The sequence below is a fragment of the Mangrovibrevibacter kandeliae genome, from assembly GCF_024519155.1.
In the GTDB taxonomy this organism is placed as follows: Bacteria; Pseudomonadota; Alphaproteobacteria; order Rhizobiales; family Rhizobiaceae; genus Mangrovibrevibacter; species Mangrovibrevibacter kandeliae.
In genome coordinates, this window is record NZ_JANIFJ010000001.1 from 764,301 (window position 1) to 780,052 (window position 15,752).

A 15,752-nucleotide genomic window follows, 5' to 3' on the forward strand; every position below is an offset into this window, starting at 1 on the left:
CAGCGCGTCGTGTCCGCACGCGTCGGCTTGAGCGCGGGGTTTTTGGGGTCCGGTTGCGCACGGCCGTCCGCCGCGCCCGGGTTGCGCGGCGTGTGGCCGGTGCGCCGCAGTCAGACGTCCTCGCTGAGGCTGACGACTTCGAGCGCCGGTGCCGCCTGTGGCCCGGCCAGGTCCGCCGGCTTGTAGCCGGCGACGGTGGAGCCGAGCAGCCGAAGCGCCGCCGACCTGTCATCGGCGTCGATCGCCTTCTTGATCTCGTCGAAGATGCGCGAGATCACGCCGAGTTCGACGGGCCGGGGGAAGGCCGACAGGATGCCGGGGGCCGAGGTCGGATTGAGCTGTTCGCGCACGTCCGCCAGCTCCTCGAACAGCTTCTCCCCCGGGCGCAGACCGGTGTAGACGATCCGCACGTCGTGATCGGGGCGCAGGCCGGAGAGCCGGATCATGTTGCGCGCCAGATCGGCGATCTTCACCGGCGCGCCCATGTCGAGAATGAAGATCCGGCCGCGACCGATCTCTGCCACGACGCCATGCGCTGCCGCCTGAAGCACCAGCAGGCAGGCCTCCTGGATCGTCATGAAGAAGCGCTCCACCTCGGGGTGGGTCACGGTGAGCGGGCCGCCGTCCTTCAGCTGCCGCTCGAAGCGGGGCACCACCGATCCGACCGAGCCGAGGACGTTGCCGAAGCGGACCGTGACGAAGCGCGTGGGGGAGTTGAAGTCCATTGCCTGGCAGTACATCTCGGCGAGCCGCTTGCTGGCGCCCATGACGCTGACCGGATTCACCGCCTTGTCGGTCGAGATCATCACCATCGCCCCGACGCCCGCCGCGACGGCCGCCTGGACGACGTTGCGCGTGCCGATCGCGTTTGTGTGCAGACCCTCGAGCGGCTGCGCCTCGACGATCGGCACGTGCTTCAGCGCAGCGGCGTGGAACAGGATGTCCGGCTTGTGGTGGTCGACGATCCGGGTGATCGGCGCTTTCTCGCGGACATTGCCGATGATCGAAACGACCGTCACCTGCGGATGGGACGACTGCAGCTCGATGTCGATGTTGTAGAGATTGGCCTCGCTGGCATCGAGCAGCACCAGCCGCTGCGGCTTCAGAGCCGCGATCCGGCGCGCGAGTTCGCTGCCGATCGACCCGCCCGCGCCGGTGATCATCACCACCTTGCCCCCGATCAGCGATGCCATGCGCGGCATGTCGAGTTCGAGCGGCTTTCGCTGCAGCAGGTCTTTCAGCTGCAGGGGCCGGACCGGAGTGCCGGAGACGAAGTCTTCCGCGTCGAGGACGCTCGGCAGGCGCATGAGTTCGAGCTGCTGCGAGCGCACCGCCTCGACGAGATCGGGCAGGCGCGCATGCTTCTCGTAGTCGTCGCGATCGCGCGTGAGGATGACCGCATGCGGCCGCTTGTCGCGTTCGGCGAAGCGGTCGATGATCTGCGGCAGGTCGTCCAGCGTGCCGAGGATCGGCACGCCCCGGATGAAGCGGCCGATCCGGCGTCCGCGCTCGTCGATGATGCCGAGGATGGCGAAGGACGGCCCGCCGCGCTCGCCCAGCACCTTGATGAACGTCTCGGCGTTGTCGCCGGCGCCGACCAGCAGCACGCGCTTGAGGTCGGAATCGTCGGTCAGGCGCCGGCGCAGGTCGCGCTGGTTTCGATACATGCGATAGAACGCGCGGGGTGAGGCGAGAAAGACGACGAGAAACGCCCAGGCGATGCCGAGGGTCGAGCGGGGAATGTCCTCGAGCCGCGCAACCAGGAAGTGCGTCGCCGTGAAGATGAGGACGGCGATCGACGCCGTCTGCAGGATGGCGATGAGATCGGGCAGCGAGGCATAGCGCCAGACGCCGCGGTTCATGCCGATCACCAGGCCGACGACGCCGACCACGACGCCGAACCCGATGGTCGCCAGGGCGTAGGCCTGGATGTTGGCGAGCACGAATTCCGGTTCGAGCCGCAACAGGAGTGCGAGCAGGAATGCCGCCGATCCCATCAGGACGTCATGGCTGAGAGCGATGCCGCGCAGGGAGAGGGTCCGCATGTTGTAGTGCGGAAGATGCATCAGGGACCTCATGCTGCACACGGACGGGCTGATGCCGATACAACCATTACGTAAGGGCCATTGAAAGAGCGCCCAGCCTGTGTAGCCGGTGAAGGCGCCCCGAGCCGACGGATCGGACGGCGGAAGTCGCACCGCTGCGCCGATGCGTGCAAGCCGGCGGCGCGGCGCTGCGGCGAAGTCGCGGAGGAAGGGTGGAGAGCGCGCCTGGACCGTCTGCCTCCGCCGATCCGTCTCTCAACTGTGGGATACGCATTGTCATACGCGGACCTCGCCTGCCGGTCGGCGCTCGTGCGGAGGGCACGCTCGCCGGGCGTTGAAGGGGGCATCGGGCCGGCTTTTGGCAGAAGCTTGGCCGTGCCGTCCAGCGGCTCGTTCCGGCGTCTGCGGCTCCCGGTGGCCGCGCCTCGACTGCCGACGTGACGGACGCCGCGTCTTCCGCTTGGACTGCCACGTCGCCTGCGGGCTGCTAGAGAGAGTGTCTGCAAGGATCGCCGCCATGTTGCCCGCACCGGGACTCTTCCACGTCTTCGTCACCAGAGCCGGCTATTGCGGCATCGGTTGGTCCGGGACCCTGATCACCCGATTTCTGCTCCCCGCGGATCGCGAGGACGCGGCGACGCGGCTGATGCTGACGCGCATGCCCGGCGGGCGTGAAGGGGAACCTCGGGATCTGGTGGCCGGCGCGCTCGCTCGGGCGCGGGCCTACTTCGAGGGCGAGCGCATCGACTTCGGCGACCTGGCGATCGGCCTCGGCGGTCAGCCCGAGTTCTTCCGGCGCATCTATGGAGAGCTGCGTGGGGTCGGCTGGGGATCGACGACGACCTACGGCGCGCTGGCCCGAGCGGTCGGCGCCGGGCCGGAGCGGGCGCGCGAGGTCGGCGTCGCGATGGCGAAAAACCCGATGCCGCTCCTCATCCCCTGCCATCGGGTTCTGGCCGCCGGCAACCGCATCGGCGGCTTCTCGGCACCAGGTGGGACGGGCGCGAAGGCAAGGATGCTCGAACTGGAGGGCTACGCGGCGCCGGCCGCCGCGCCATCGCAGCCGTCACTGTTTGATTGAGCGGAGCGCCGCCTATAGAGCGGTCCGCCACCGCGCCGATCCGTCTCGTCCCCGTGATCGAAAGGAGAGTGGTGGGTGTGCACAGGATCGAACTGTGGACCCGCTGATTAAGAGTCAGCTGCTCTACCAACTGAGCTACACACCCACGACGCCGAGGCGTCCGCAACGCACTGCGGCGTTGACCGGCGCCTCTATAACGAGACCGTGACGAGCTGTCCACCCCATTCCGCGAGGGGGAGGCGGCATCTTTCCGCAACGCACCGGCGGGGGCACGGCGGCACGAGCCGCGACGGCGCGTGGATGAAGGGTGGATTGCACCGGTTCTGGAAGCGCCTGCTTAACCCTGCGGTCCGATTCCGCTCGCCGGCACGGCAAGCGGGGCATTTGTTCACTCAAGCGAAACATCGGCGGCGGCAGGGTGGCTTCACGAAACCCCGCTTCTGCATGCGACTGGAGGACCAGCCGAATGGACGTTCGCGTCGTTCGCACCGATCAGCCGATCTATGTCGACCTCGACGGGACGCTGATCAGGACGGACCTTCTCTGGGAGTCGGTGTTCCTCCTCGCCCGCCAGAATCCCCTCTCGCTCTGGCGCCTGCCGCTGTGGGCCATGAAGGGCAAGGCCGTCCTGAAGGCCGAACTGGCGCGTTGCATCGAGTTCGACGCGAGCCTGTTGCCCTATCGCCAGGAGGTGGTCGAGGAGCTCCGCCGAGCGCGGGCGGACGGCCGCAGGATCGTCCTTGCCACGGGGGCGAACGAGGTTCTGGCGCATGCGGTCGCCGAACATCTCGACCTTTTCGATGCGGTGATGGCGAGCGACGATGCGGTCAACCTGACGGCTGAGCGCAAGCTCGAGCGCATCGCGTCGATCGAGCATCCGGACGGTTTCGGCTACTACGGCAATTCACACGACGACGTCTGTCTGCTCGATGCGGCGGCCGCACCGGTCGTCGTCGCGCCGGATCGGCAGGTGGCGCAGTGGCAGCGCGGCTCCGGCGCGCCGGTGATCGCCAGGGATGGGGGCGGGTTGCGCCCGTACCTCAAGGCGATGCGTCCGCACCAGTGGATGAAGAACCTGCTGATCTTCGTGCCGCTGGTGATGGCGCACGAATTCCTCAACCTGCCGATGGTGCTGGACGGGCTGCTCGCCTTCGTCAGCTTCTCGGCTGCCGCCTCGTCGGTCTATCTGGTGAACGATCTCCTCGACCTGACGGCCGACCGGCGCCACAAGACCAAGCGCAACCGGCCCTTCGCATCGGGCGCTGTCCCCATTCCAGGCGGTCTGGCCCTCGCGGCGGGCCTGCTCTGCTCCTCCTTCGCCATCGCCGCGCTGCTGCCGGTCGCGTTTCTGGCCATGCTGTGCAGCTACCTCGTGATGACGACGGCCTACTCGGTCTTCATCAAGCGCATGCTGCTCATCGACGTGATCGTGCTCGCCGCGCTCTACACCGTGCGCATCATCGCCGGCGCGATGGCGGCCGACGTGGAGGTGTCGTTCTGGCTGCTCGCCTTCTCGATCTTCTTCTTCCTGTCGCTGGCGCTGGTGAAGCGCTTCACCGAGCTGCAGGACTTCGGCGGCGGGGCGCATCGCTCCAAGACGGGCCGCGGCTATGTCGACGTCGATCTGGAGACCATCGGCCAGGCCGGCATGGCGTCCGGCTTCGCTGCGGTGACGGTGCTCGCGCTCTATGTCGACAGCTCCGAGGTTCGTCACCTCTACGGCGAGCCGCGCATGATGTGGCTGCTCTGCCCGCTGGTCCTCTACATCATCGTCCGGATCTGGATCCTCGCCCGGCGCGACCAGATGCACGACGACCCCGTGGTGTTCATCCTGCGCGACTGGCGCAGCCAGATCATGATCGCGCTCGGTGCGCTGATGCTGCTGGTGTCCGCCTATGTCTGATGCGCCGCGGCATTAACCCGGCATTCACCGTGCCTGCATGAGCGACCGCTTCGTGTCCACTGAATGCCCGACGCTTAACCCATATCCTATGGCTGGCTTGTAGATTTCGATCCGCGAACGTTCGGCGGGCAGCCTGCGAGGCGACGTGATGATGAAATTCATACCCTTCATCCTGTTCACCGTGTTCACCAACGCGGCGGCGCAGCTGATGTTGAAATACGGCATGATGCAGCTCGGGCCGCTGTCCTTCGCGGGCGTGAACCCCGTGCTGAAGATCCTGCAGATCGTCTTCAGCCCGTGGGTCTTCTTCGGCTTGTGCACCTTCGTGCTGTCGATGGCCTCCCATCTCTTCGTGCTGTCGAAGGTCGAGCTGTCCTTCGCCTATCCCTTCCTGTCGCTCGCCTATGTGGCGGTGGCGTTCTTCGCCTTCCTGCTGTTTCGCGAGGAGATCGGTGTGCTGCGGATCGCCGGCATCGCGCTGATCTGCCTCGGCACGGTCTTCATCGCCCAGAGCGGCTCCAAGATTCACGGCGAGGGCGATGTTGCCGCACTCGCGACCAAGGCATCGAACGAGGTGACCCGATGAAACACATCCTGTTCGGCGGCGACGGCTTCGTCGGTCGCCACCTGGCCCAGAAGCTCGTCGACGACGGCGAGGAGGTGATCGTCGCCGACATCGCCAGGAGCGATCTCGCGCACTACGCCCGCTGCACCCATGTTGCGACCGACGTCACCGATCCCGCGGCCGTGCGCCGGGTGCCGATGACGGCCGACGACATGGTCTACAACCTGTCGGCCAAGATGCTGTCGCCGATCCAGGTGCGCGCGAAGCGCCACGACTTCTTCTATCCCGTGAACTACCACGGCACCAAACACATCATCGAGGCCATGGACGCCGTCGGCGCGCCCCGTCTCGTGCATTTCACGACCGACATGATCTACGGCCACACGGTGACCACGCCGATGACCGAGGATCACCCTGTGGCCCCCCTCGGCGAGTACGGCCAGTCCAAGCTCGACACCGAGCATCTCGCCGCCGAGTGGCGCGAGCGCGGCATGAGGATTTCCTTGTTCCGGCCGCGCCTGATCATCGGTCCCGGGCGGCTCGGCATCCTGGAGAAGCTGTTCAAGCTGATCGACGCCAACCTGCCGGTGCCGATGATCGGTTCGGGGCGGAACCCCTACCAGTTCATCTCGGTGTTCGACTGCGCCGAAGCCGCCCGTCTCGCCTGGAAGGCGGGGGTGCCGAACGAGGCGTACAATCTCGGCTCGCTCAATCCCCCTCCTGTGAAGAAGCTGCTCGGCGACCTCGTGCGCCATGCCGGGTCGAAGTCGATCCTGGTCCCGACGCCGGGCTGGGCCGTCAAGCGCACACTCGACGTCCTCGACCTCCTGAACAGGCCGCTGATGGACCCGGAGCAGTACCTCATCGCTGACGAGGAGTGCGTGCTCGACGTCTCCAAGGGTGCACGCGACCTCGGCTGGGTGCCGCAGTACCGCGACGAGGACATGCTGATCGCCGCCTATTCCGAATATCGGGCCAAGCGCACCGGCACGGCCGCCGGCACTGCGCCCTACGCGCAACCGGCCGAATGAGGACCGCCCCCATGCCTGATTTGCCGACCCTCGAGGCGCCCGTTCTCGACACGCCGGAATTCGAACGCACGCCGCGCCGCGGCCCGGCCAAGCCGAAGCTCCTCACCGTCGAGGACGCCAAGGCGATGGACGTCGCGACGATGGCCGACCTCTTCCGCGACCATGTGAACCCCGGCCAGCTGCATTTCATGAAGCTGCTCGGCTTCCACAAGGTGAAGGTCGAGCGTGCCGAAGGGATGTACTACATCGACCAGAACGGCCGGAAGATCCTCGACTTCTTCGGCGGTTTCGGTTCGCTCGCCTTCGGCCACAACCACCCGCGCATCCTCGAGGCGCGCCGCCGCTTCCAGGAGGAGATGCGGCACGAGATCGCCATCGCCTTCCTCTCCCAATACGCCTCGGCGCTGGCGAAGGATCTGGCGCTGTGCTCGCCGGGCGACCTCGACATGGTCTTCCTCGGCTCCTCCGGCTCGGAGGCCATGGAGGCGGCGGTGAAGGTCGCCGAACGCGCCTCGGGCCGCAAGAACTGCAAGATCGTCCATGCCGAGAACTCGTTCCACGGCAAGACCAAGGGCGTCCTGTCGCTGACCGACTCGCCGCTCTACAAGGGCGAGTTCAAGCTGGTCGAGAACACCTACAAGGTGCCGTTCGGCGATCTCGACGCGCTGGCCGCGGTGCTGCGTTCCGATCCGGAGATCGGCGTCGTGGTGCTGGAGACCGTGCAGGGCGGCGGCGGCATCATCCAGGCGACGGCCGACTACTGGCGCGGCGTGCGCGCGCTCTGCGACCAGCACAAGGTGCTGTGGGTCGCCGACGAGGTGCAGTGCGGCTACGGCCGGACCGGCCGCTTCTACGCCTTCGAGCACTACGGCGTGATCCCCGACGTCACGGCGCTCGCCAAGAGCTTCGGCGGCGGCAAGGCGGCGATCGGCGCGATGGTCGCGCGGCGCGAGGTCTACATGAAGGCCTATGGCAGCAAGCAGACGGCGATGATCCACGCCCATGCCACCTTCGGCGGCATCGGCGAGGCCTGCGTCACCGCCATCGAGGCGCTGAACACGCTCTATGACGAGGATCTCATCGGCAACTCGGCCGAGACGGGCACCTATCTCCTCGAGCGCCTGCAGGGGCTCCAGGCGAAGTATCCGTCGATCATCAAGGAGGTCCGTGGCCTCGGCCTGATGGTCGGCCTCGAGTTCCAGGACATCTCGCGGGCGCTCCCCTTCGCGGTGCGCCCGATGATCTCGCTCCTCGACGACAAGCTGAAGGGGTCGACCGCCGGCTTCGTCGGCGCGCTGCTCCTGAAGGACTACGACGTCCTCGTCGCCTTCACCGAGTACAATCGCAACGTCATCCGGCTCGAGCCGCCGCTGATCTGCGAGCCCGCCCATGTCGACCGCTTCTGCGACGCGCTCGACGCGCTGCTCGGACGCGGCATCACCGGCATCGTCAAGGACTTCGTCGCGTCCAAGCTGGGCTGAGCGATCGCTCACGGGAGACGCCGGAGGCCGGGCTCGTTCCGGCCTTCTGCATTCCAAGGCCCCGGGGAGGGCGCGGCGTCAGAAGCGGTACTGGATGGCGGCCGAGGCCGTGTCCACCGACGTCGTCGCCTCGCCGTAGAAGGGCAGGCCCGCGTAGCTCGGATGGCCCGGGTCGATCTTCAGGTCGACGTCGCCGATGAAGATGTGGGCGTAGGCGAAGTCGAAGGTGAGATGGTCGTTGACCGCATAGCCGAAGCCCGCGGCGAGATGCACTCGGTCGCCGTCCGGCAGCTCGGTCGTGCGGTTGCCGTCATCGATCGGCGACTGCTCGTAGGCAATGCCCGCCCGCAGCGTCAGCGCGTCGTTCCAGCGATAGGATGCGCCGAGGCCGTAATACCAGCCGTCGCGATAGTCCAGTTCGATGCTGGTGGCCGGATTGCCGTAGGGATCGAGCACCGGGGTGTCCTGCAGCCGGCTCCAGTTGGTCCACTCGACGGTGGCGGCGAGCGTCAGGTCCGGTGTCACCGCCTGGCTGACGCCGAGGCTGACCGTCTCCGGCATCGTCATGTCGGCACGCACCGGCAGCCTCGCCAGCGGCGTCTCAAGGTCGCCTGACAGGCCGAACTTCACCGGCGAACGGTAGCCGACGCCGATCTCGGTGCCGGTCAGCGGCTGCCACGTGACGCCGGCCACCAGGCCGACACCGGTGTCGTCGCCCGTCATGCGCGCCGATGGGGCGCCGGGCAGCGGCGACAGAGCGCGCTCGAGGTCGACGTCGAAGTACTGGAACGAGGGGCCGATCGCGACGGACCACTGGTCGTTGATCTTCCAGCCGAGGATCGCGTCGAGGGCGAAGCCGGTGATTTCGGAATCGCGTGAATAGACCTGGCCGGCCCAGTTTTTCGGAGCCGAGCTCGATGCGGCATAGGGGACCGAGAGCGCGGCGCCGATCCACAGGCGGTCGTCGATCTGATGGGCGGCATAGCCCGCGGGCGTGACGCCCCATTCGGCGATGTCCCCGGCGCTGCCGAAGGGCAGCGTCGGCGTCGGCGTCTCGACGCGCACCTCGCTGGTGGGGAAGATGCCGCTGGCGTTGAGGCTGACGGTGTTGCCGTCGAAGGCGGTGAGGGTCGCCGGGTTGAAGTAGATGGAGGCGAGCCCGCCGGTGCCCGCGGCGACGCCGGCGAAGGCCATGCCCTGGGCGCGGGCGCCTTGTTCGCGAATGCCGAAGGAGCCGGCCTCGGCGGCGCCGGGCGCGCCCAGCCAGATGATGCCGCAGACTGCCAGCGGCAGCAGTGGCCTCGCGACCATCCCCATCCCACCCTCTCCACTTCTCGCGCGACGCGACGATCCGGAGCTGACGGTACGGCGCTTAACTGGTGCGAGGCTAACGCCCACGGACGTCAGCGCAGGAAGCCGTCCCAGCAGGGGGAGAGCTCGACGCGGGTGCGTCCCGCCAGCGCCGGCCGATAGAGCGCAAGGAGCGCCTCGTTGGCGGTGGTGACCGGACATTTCGGGTAGAGCACGAGGTCGGCTGCGCGAACCGCGTCGAGCACCGCTGCGTCCGGCGGCGGAACCGCCCGGAACGGATCTGCACCGATGGCGATGTGCAGCGGCGCGTGGCGCTGCATCAGCCACGGGAACGGGTTGACGAAGTTGAGGCTCATGATGGTGTCGAAGCGGGTGCCGTGGCTCGTTTCCCAGGCGCGGATGGCGTCGACGCCGCGATCGATCGACTCCAGCCAGGCCAGCTGGAAGTCCGGCTCGGTGTAGAGGGTGAAGCTCGGCAGCTGTCCATGGTCCGCGAGGAAGCGATAGGTCTCGGGAAACCGCGCGTAGGTTTCGAGCATCTGGCCGGCGCGCTCCATCATCTCGGTGCGCTGCGAGACCTGGCCGAGGCTCTTCAGGTTGGCGTTCGGCAGATCGACGTAGTTCAACTGCCCGACCAGCGCCCGGGCCGTGCGGTGGAGGATGTTGACGGCCGGGGGGAGCGCCGTCGCGGCGATCAGCACCGCGACGACGAGCGAGGTGCGCGGCGCAGTGCTGCGGCGGTTCGACAGGAGGGCACGCAACAGGACCGGCCAGATGAAGACGAACGCCTGGCCTCCGGTGTTCTGGCTTTCGAAGACGAGGCCCACCGCCAGCACGAGCGCGAGCCACACCGCGTCCCGGTCGAGGAACTGCGCCAGACGGGCAGGGCTGCGATCGGCGGCGAGCGCCCGCACCGCGCCGAGGAGCGCCTTGCGGTCGACGAGGAGAAGCAGCAGCGCCAGCGCGCAGCCGGTCGCGAAGGTGGCGAAGTGGATGGAGGCGGACTGCACCAGCCGAGGCAGCAACTCGCCTTCGTTCATCCCGACCAGCTGGCCGATCTGGCCGACGTAGCCGCTGATGAGCCCGAAGGCGATCTCCAGGCCGGCGAGGACCGCGGCGAAGAGACCGAGGGCGCCGATGGCGCTCCGCAATGCGACGCGCCCCGCCAGGAAGGCGAAAATGCAGAGCGGCGCGGCGCAGACGAAGCCGGTGATCTTCAGCAGGAACAGTGCGCTCATCGACCCGCCCACGAGGAGGGCGAGCAGGCGCTGGCTGCGCATGAAGACCAAACCCGCCGTCAGCACGTAGAGCACGTGGACGACCTGGCGGTTGTAGATGCCGAAGCCGTCGAAGCCGGGATAGGAATAGAACTCCTCGACGTTCATCGGCACGATGGCGAAGAACAGGAAGGGCACGAGCAGGGCGAGGGCGACCGGCTGCGAGCGTCGCGAAACGTCCCACAGGACGAGCGCCATGAGCGGCGCCGTCACCGGGAACAACGACCACTGGCTGAGCAGCAGGGGCTGAGCGTGCGGGAACAGCCTCAGGGCAAAGGCGAAGAGCCAGTAGCCGAGCGCGCCGACCGGAGCGAAGAAGTCGACGTTCGGCACCTGGCCGTCGAAGATGCGGTTCGCACCGTCAAAATAGATGAAGAGATCCCAGTACATCGGTCCGAGCGGCAGCGTCCGCGTCAGCATCACCGCAACGGTCAGCGCGGCGAGTGCCAGCACGAGAACAACCAGCGGGTGTGCAAGACCGCGTGCATTGAGCGCGGTGCGATCGAGACGCTCGGTCGAAAATGACATGTCGTCTCCGATGGTGACGCTGCGGCGATGTCCCGAAAGGGGAGTCGGCCGCCGACTGTAGGGTCGCGTTGTTAAGAAAGGCTGAGGGCCATCGCACCCGAAGATCCGCGCCCGGCGGCATCCTCGCATCTTCACGGGTTCTTCGCACGATGAATGAATTTAGCGTCTGGGTTGCCGGCGGTGGCAACATCATCTCTTGCGACAAGCATCGGTCATGAAGATATGCTTACGACCGTCTTGGTAAACCGAAGGTGATTGGTCCGCTAATGACTTTATGCATTGCCTGGGCAGGCACGACCAATGCAGTCTCAGTAAATGAACCGCTCCGACTCATGGTCGCGCGTGATCGCGCTTGGTCTCGCTCTCGTTCCGGCTGGGGTTGAAGGTGCGGACTGCGCGCCGGCGAAGGACGACGGGCAGCGCGTGGACGTCGAACTGGTGCTGGCCGTTGACGTGTCGTGGTCGATGGACCAGAGCGAGCAGGAGATCCAGCGAGCCGGTTATGCCGCGGCCTTTCGCAGCGAGCCGGTGCAGCGGGCGATCCTCGAAGGCGGCTATGGCAAGGTGGCCGTTGCCTACGTCGAATGGGCGGGCACCTTCTCGCAGACGATCGTCATTCCCTGGACGCTGATCGATTCCAAGGAGAGCGCCGACGCCTTTGCCTACCAGCTGGTGACGGAGGAGCCGGAGCGCGAGCGGAGAACCTCGATCGCCGCCGCCATCGACTTCGTGGTGCCAATGTTCGACAACAACGGTTTCAACGGGTTGCGACGGGTCATCGACATTTCGGGTGACGGCCCGAACAACCAGGGCCGGCCAGTGGCGGACGCGCGCGACGACGCCGCGGCGAAGGGCATCACCATCAACGGCCTGCCGCTGATGACCTCCGGCAACAGCTACGGCTACGCCTCCTGGGGCAGCATCCGCGACCTCGACCGCTACTACAGCAAGTGCGTGATCGGCGGGCCCGGCGCCTTCATGATCCCGGTCAACGACTGGGAGCAGTTTCCGGAAGCCGTCCGGCGCAAGCTGGTGCTGGAACTTGCCGGCGGGTGGCCCGCGCCGAGGTCGGCGGCTCCTCCGGTGCTCAGCGCGCAGGCCGAGCCCGACGTCAACTGCATGATCGGCGAATCCATGTGGAACCAGCAGCAGGACCGCTGGGGCAACTGAGCGCTCGCCGACCCGGCGTCACGTCCGATTTGTCTCGCCCCGGCTCCCGGCGCATTGACATCCTGGCGGCAAAACCGACATGCAGCGCATCCTTGCGCTCCGCCCTGCGGCGCCGCGCGTGTGCGCAGACGGTCGGGCGCTCCAAGACACTTCAACGAGGATTCGGTTGGCCAAGACGTGGAGAGACGCGCCGTCGCCCTGCATCGACGTGTGCAAGTACAAGCGCCAGGGCCGCTGCATCGGCTGCTCGATGACGAAGGACGAGAAGAAGGCGTTCGTTCGCCTGGAGGAGAAGGCCGACAAGAAGGCCTTCTTCCGGATGCTCGTGTCACGGCTTGAAGAGCAGGGCGGACTCGCGTTCTGGGCGACGGCCTATCGCAAGAAGTGCGAGCGGCGGGACGTGCCTTGTCCGCTGGACAAGCTGGAGGCGGCGGAGGAGCCCGCCTCCTGATATGTGGTAGTCATCCGCCGCCGTCCGGACTGCGCTGCGGTGCTGGGCAGACCCATCGCCGAAACCCGGTGATGGGCGCGTTCACATCAAGGCGGCGAGGATGGATCGGCGTCCTGCGAGAGCAGGACGCGCGACAATCGAACCGCGGACCGGCGATCAGCTCAGCGGATCGGCGCCGCGAAGATGGGCACGCAGCATCCACGCGAACTTGTCGTGCGTCTCGACGCGGCCGGTCGCCATGTCGTTGGTCGCCCAGTCGCCGCACTTCTCCGCGACCTGCGCCAGCGCCGAAAGGGTCGAGGACAGGGTCTCCTGATCCTCGAGCAGCATCCGCACCATCTGCCCGGCGCTCGCGTGGCCGTCGTGCTCAGTGACGGCGCTGCGCTCGAGGAAGGCGGAGTAGCGGCCCTCGGCATGCGCGTCGAGCGCCTTGATCCGCTCGGCGAGCGTGTCCTGCGCCTCGAAGTGATCCTCGTAGATCTCCTGGAACAGCGCATGAAGCGGACCGAAGCTCGCGCCCTCGACGTTCCAGTGGAAGTTCTGGGCCTTCGTCGTCTCGACTGCCGTCTCCGACAGTGCCTGCGTCAGCCCGCCCACGAGTTCCTCCTTGGCAGTCGGATCGATCTTGGCAGCGATAAGTCCCATCTCGTTCTCCTCTGCGGCGGTTTGCCGCGACGTGGCTTCAGAATGATTTAGAAGGGTTCTAAACAGACTTCAAGTCAGCGCCGCGTCGAGCGCCTGCTGCAGCCCGCGCGATAGAAACCGGAGCCAGCGACGGCTTTCGGGCGGGATGCGGAACGCGACGAGGGCAGCGGCGCCCGCCGCATCGTCGGACCGCCAGGCGCCGACAAGGCGCAGCAGCCAGATCTCGTCCTCGCTCGCGGTGCGGCTGCCCGGCCGGTACAACGCCATGCGTTGGTGCGACTTGAGGTCGAGCCCGCGGAAGAAGGCGGCGGCGTAACGGTCGAGGGAAGCCGCGGGCTCTCCGGCGAGCAGGTAGCAGGCGCGCTCCAGATCCGGCTTGGGTACGAGCCGGCTTTTCATCGCGAGCCAGCGCAGCCGGTCGAGATCCCGTCGCGCGCGCTCGTCGAGGTCGTCGGCCTCGTCCTGACGCCTCATTTTTCCGGCGGGGAAGGGCAGGACGGCGGTGGTGTCGCGGACAAAGTCGATCGCAGGCTGTGCCGGCATCGGCGGATCCTTCGGGAGCTCGAAGCGTCGCACGTGTGCTACAAAAGGTGACCATCCACGTCAAGTTTTAAGCGAGGTGACATGCTCGTGCGAAGCTCGGCCATACCCTCTTAAGTCTGCTGTCGAGAAGGCCGCCTCGGCTCCTGTCCCGCCTGTGGCAAGTTGCTCCGCCTTGGAGTATGGCCTGCAGATCGTGCGGCGGAGCGCCAAGGCTGAATGACGATCGTGCAGAAGTCCTTCGGGCGCCTGGTGCTCGGAGCGGTTGTCGTCGGCTTTCTGGCCTTGATCACGGCCTCGCTGGCCGGCGGCTATCTGATCAGCCGCACCCGGGACCACTCCGGCTGGGTTGAGCACACCTATCAGGTCGAGCTCGGCCTTGCGCGGTTCACGATCCAGTCCGAACGCACCGAGGCGGCGTATCGTGGTCTCCTCGAGGCCGAGGACCCGCGCCTCCGTCAGGTGTTCGAAGCCAACATCCAGCAGTTGCCGGCGACGCTGGACAGTCTGAGTGCGCTGGTCGCCGACAATCCGGATCAGGTGATCCGGCTGACGCGCCTCCATGAGGTGCTGAACGAGCGCATGGGCCTGCTGCGCCGCCTCGCGGATGCAGGCCGCAACGGAAATCCCCCCATCTCGTCTGGCGAGCGGGAGCGGAGCGATGCGCTGCTTCAGGCAACGCGTGAGACCACGCAGGAGATGGCGCGCGTCGAGCGCGGTCTCCTCGCCGAGCGCGATGCCCTCCAGGACGAGAGCATCCGCAGCTCCAACGCCGTGTTGATCGGCGCGGGCCTGCTCCTGGTGATCGTCGCGGCGGGCACGATCTGGATCACCATGCGCAACACGCGTGAACTGACGGCTTCACGCAACGCCCTGGCACGGCTGAACGAGAACCTCGAAGGCGCGGTGCGCGAACGCACGTCCGACCTGCAGCGCGCCAACGAGGAGATCCAGCGCTTCGCCTATATCGTCTCGCACGACCTGCGCTCGCCCCTCGTCAACGTCATGGGCTTCACCAGCGAGCTCAGCGCCTCGCTCGTCCCGCTGCAGGGCCTGCTCGACAAGGTCGAGGCGCAGGCCCCCGGGCTGGCGAGCGAAGACGCCGCCACCGCCGTGCGCGAGGATCTTCCCGAAGCGATCGGCTTCATCCGCTCGTCGACACAGAAGATGGATCGGCTGATCAATGCGATCCTGCGGTTGTCCCGGGAGGGGCGGCGGACGATCACGCCCGAACGGCTCGACATGGATGCGATGGTCGCCGGCATCGTCGACAGCCTGCGCCATCGGCTGGACGAGATCGGCGCCGAGGTTCGCGTCGAAACTCCGCTGCCAAACCTCGTCAGCGATCGGCTGGCGCTCGAGCAGATCGTGTCCAATCTCGTCGAGAATGCGGTGAAGTATCTCAAGCCCGGACGGCCCGGCCGCGTCGTGGTGCGTGGGCGCCGCACCGGAGAGCGTGCCGTCATCGAGGTCGAGGACAACGGCCGCGGCATCGACCCGCGCGACCATGAGCGCATCTTCGACCTTTTCCGGCGCTCCGGCACCCAGGATCAGCCGGGCGAGGGAATTGGCCTTGCCCATGTGCGCGCACTCGCATACCGCCTCGGCGGGATCGTCGGCTGCGACTCCGAGCTTGACCGCGGCGCCGTCTTCCGACTTTCACTTCCTCTCAGCTTCGCTGATCATAAGGACAACGCCCGTGAACCAGCACCGGCCGGTTAACA

13 protein-coding genes and 1 tRNA gene are annotated in these 15,752 nt (G+C 67.0%); 8 read left to right on the plus strand and 6 right to left on the minus strand.

Annotated elements, in window-relative coordinates; genetic code table 11:
- Positions 1-110: 110 nt before the first annotated feature.
- A complete protein-coding gene (locus NPA30_RS03670) occupies positions 111-2,066 on the minus strand; it encodes a nucleoside-diphosphate sugar epimerase/dehydratase (protein ID WP_256801003.1) in 1,956 nt (651 codons plus the stop codon).
- Between the two features lie 496 nt (positions 2,067-2,562).
- On the opposite strand from NPA30_RS03670, the gene NPA30_RS03675 reads away from it, so the two are divergent.
- Positions 2,563-3,126 carry a methylated-DNA--[protein]-cysteine S-methyltransferase gene (locus NPA30_RS03675; protein WP_256801556.1) on the plus strand — a complete coding sequence of 188 codons (564 nt, stop codon included), beginning with the start codon at positions 2,563-2,565 and terminating at the stop codon, positions 3,124-3,126.
- A 69-nt stretch (positions 3,127-3,195) separates the two neighbouring features.
- On the opposite strand, the gene NPA30_RS03680 is transcribed toward NPA30_RS03675, so the two are convergent.
- Positions 3,196-3,271 (minus strand) — tRNA-Lys (locus tag NPA30_RS03680).
- Positions 3,272-3,592: 321 nt separating this feature from the next.
- Between NPA30_RS03680 and NPA30_RS03685 the strand changes: the two genes are divergently transcribed.
- The 4 genes from NPA30_RS03685 to NPA30_RS03700 all read left to right on the plus strand — a co-directional run bounded on the left by NPA30_RS03685 (position 3,593) and on the right by NPA30_RS03700 (position 8,106).
- Complete coding sequence (locus NPA30_RS03685; RefSeq protein WP_256801004.1) at positions 3,593-5,029, plus strand: UbiA family prenyltransferase; 1,437 nt, start codon at positions 3,593-3,595, stop codon at positions 5,027-5,029.
- 151 nt (positions 5,030-5,180) lie between these two features.
- Positions 5,181-5,615, plus strand: a complete 435-nt coding sequence (locus tag NPA30_RS03690; RefSeq protein ID WP_256801557.1) for a DMT family transporter — start codon at positions 5,181-5,183, stop codon at positions 5,613-5,615.
- Positions 5,612-6,625: an NAD-dependent epimerase/dehydratase family protein gene (locus NPA30_RS03695; protein ID WP_256801005.1), complete on the plus strand. Its 1,014-nt coding sequence runs from the start codon at positions 5,612-5,614 to the stop codon at positions 6,623-6,625. Before NPA30_RS03690 ends, NPA30_RS03695 begins: the two co-directional genes overlap by 4 nt.
- Positions 6,626-6,636: 11 nt before the next feature.
- Positions 6,637-8,106, plus strand: coding sequence for an aspartate aminotransferase family protein (locus NPA30_RS03700; RefSeq protein ID WP_256801006.1), 1,470 nt, complete (start codon positions 6,637-6,639; stop codon positions 8,104-8,106).
- Positions 8,107-8,184: 78 nt separating this feature from the next.
- On the opposite strand, the gene NPA30_RS03705 is transcribed toward NPA30_RS03700, so the two are convergent.
- Both NPA30_RS03705 and NPA30_RS03710 read right to left on the minus strand, forming a co-directional pair.
- On the minus strand, positions 8,185-9,417 hold the full coding sequence (locus NPA30_RS03705) for an OmpP1/FadL family transporter (RefSeq protein ID WP_256801007.1): 1,233 nt from the start codon (positions 9,415-9,417) through the stop codon (positions 8,185-8,187).
- 92 nt (positions 9,418-9,509) lie between these two features.
- Positions 9,510-11,222 carry a hypothetical protein gene (locus tag NPA30_RS03710; protein WP_256801008.1) on the minus strand — a complete coding sequence of 571 codons (1,713 nt, stop codon included), beginning with the start codon at positions 11,220-11,222 and terminating at the stop codon, positions 9,510-9,512.
- A gap of 423 nt (positions 11,223-11,645) precedes the next feature.
- On the opposite strand from NPA30_RS03710, the gene NPA30_RS03715 reads away from it, so the two are divergent.
- The gene (locus NPA30_RS03715) at positions 11,646-12,392 is read left to right on the plus strand and encodes a DUF1194 domain-containing protein (RefSeq protein ID WP_372338735.1); all 747 of its coding nucleotides are present in this window, start codon (positions 11,646-11,648) and stop codon (positions 12,390-12,392) included.
- A gap of 166 nt (positions 12,393-12,558) precedes the next feature.
- Positions 12,559-12,843: a DUF1289 domain-containing protein gene (locus NPA30_RS03720; RefSeq protein WP_256801012.1), complete on the plus strand. Its 285-nt coding sequence runs from the start codon at positions 12,559-12,561 to the stop codon at positions 12,841-12,843.
- Positions 12,844-12,999: 156 nt separating this feature from the next.
- On the opposite strand, the gene NPA30_RS03725 is transcribed toward NPA30_RS03720, so the two are convergent.
- Positions 13,000-13,488 (minus strand): Dps family protein, encoded by a 489-nt coding sequence (locus tag NPA30_RS03725; RefSeq protein WP_256801013.1) that lies wholly within the window; start codon positions 13,486-13,488, stop codon positions 13,000-13,002.
- Positions 13,489-13,557: 69 nt separating this feature from the next.
- On the minus strand, positions 13,558-14,031 hold the full coding sequence (locus NPA30_RS03730; protein ID WP_256801014.1) for a hypothetical protein: 474 nt from the start codon (positions 14,029-14,031) through the stop codon (positions 13,558-13,560).
- A gap of 216 nt (positions 14,032-14,247) precedes the next feature.
- On the opposite strand from NPA30_RS03730, the gene NPA30_RS03735 reads away from it, so the two are divergent.
- The gene (locus tag NPA30_RS03735; RefSeq protein ID WP_256801015.1) at positions 14,248-15,750 is read left to right on the plus strand and encodes a sensor histidine kinase; all 1,503 of its coding nucleotides are present in this window, start codon (positions 14,248-14,250) and stop codon (positions 15,748-15,750) included.
- The last annotated feature ends 2 nt before the right edge of the window (positions 15,751-15,752 follow it).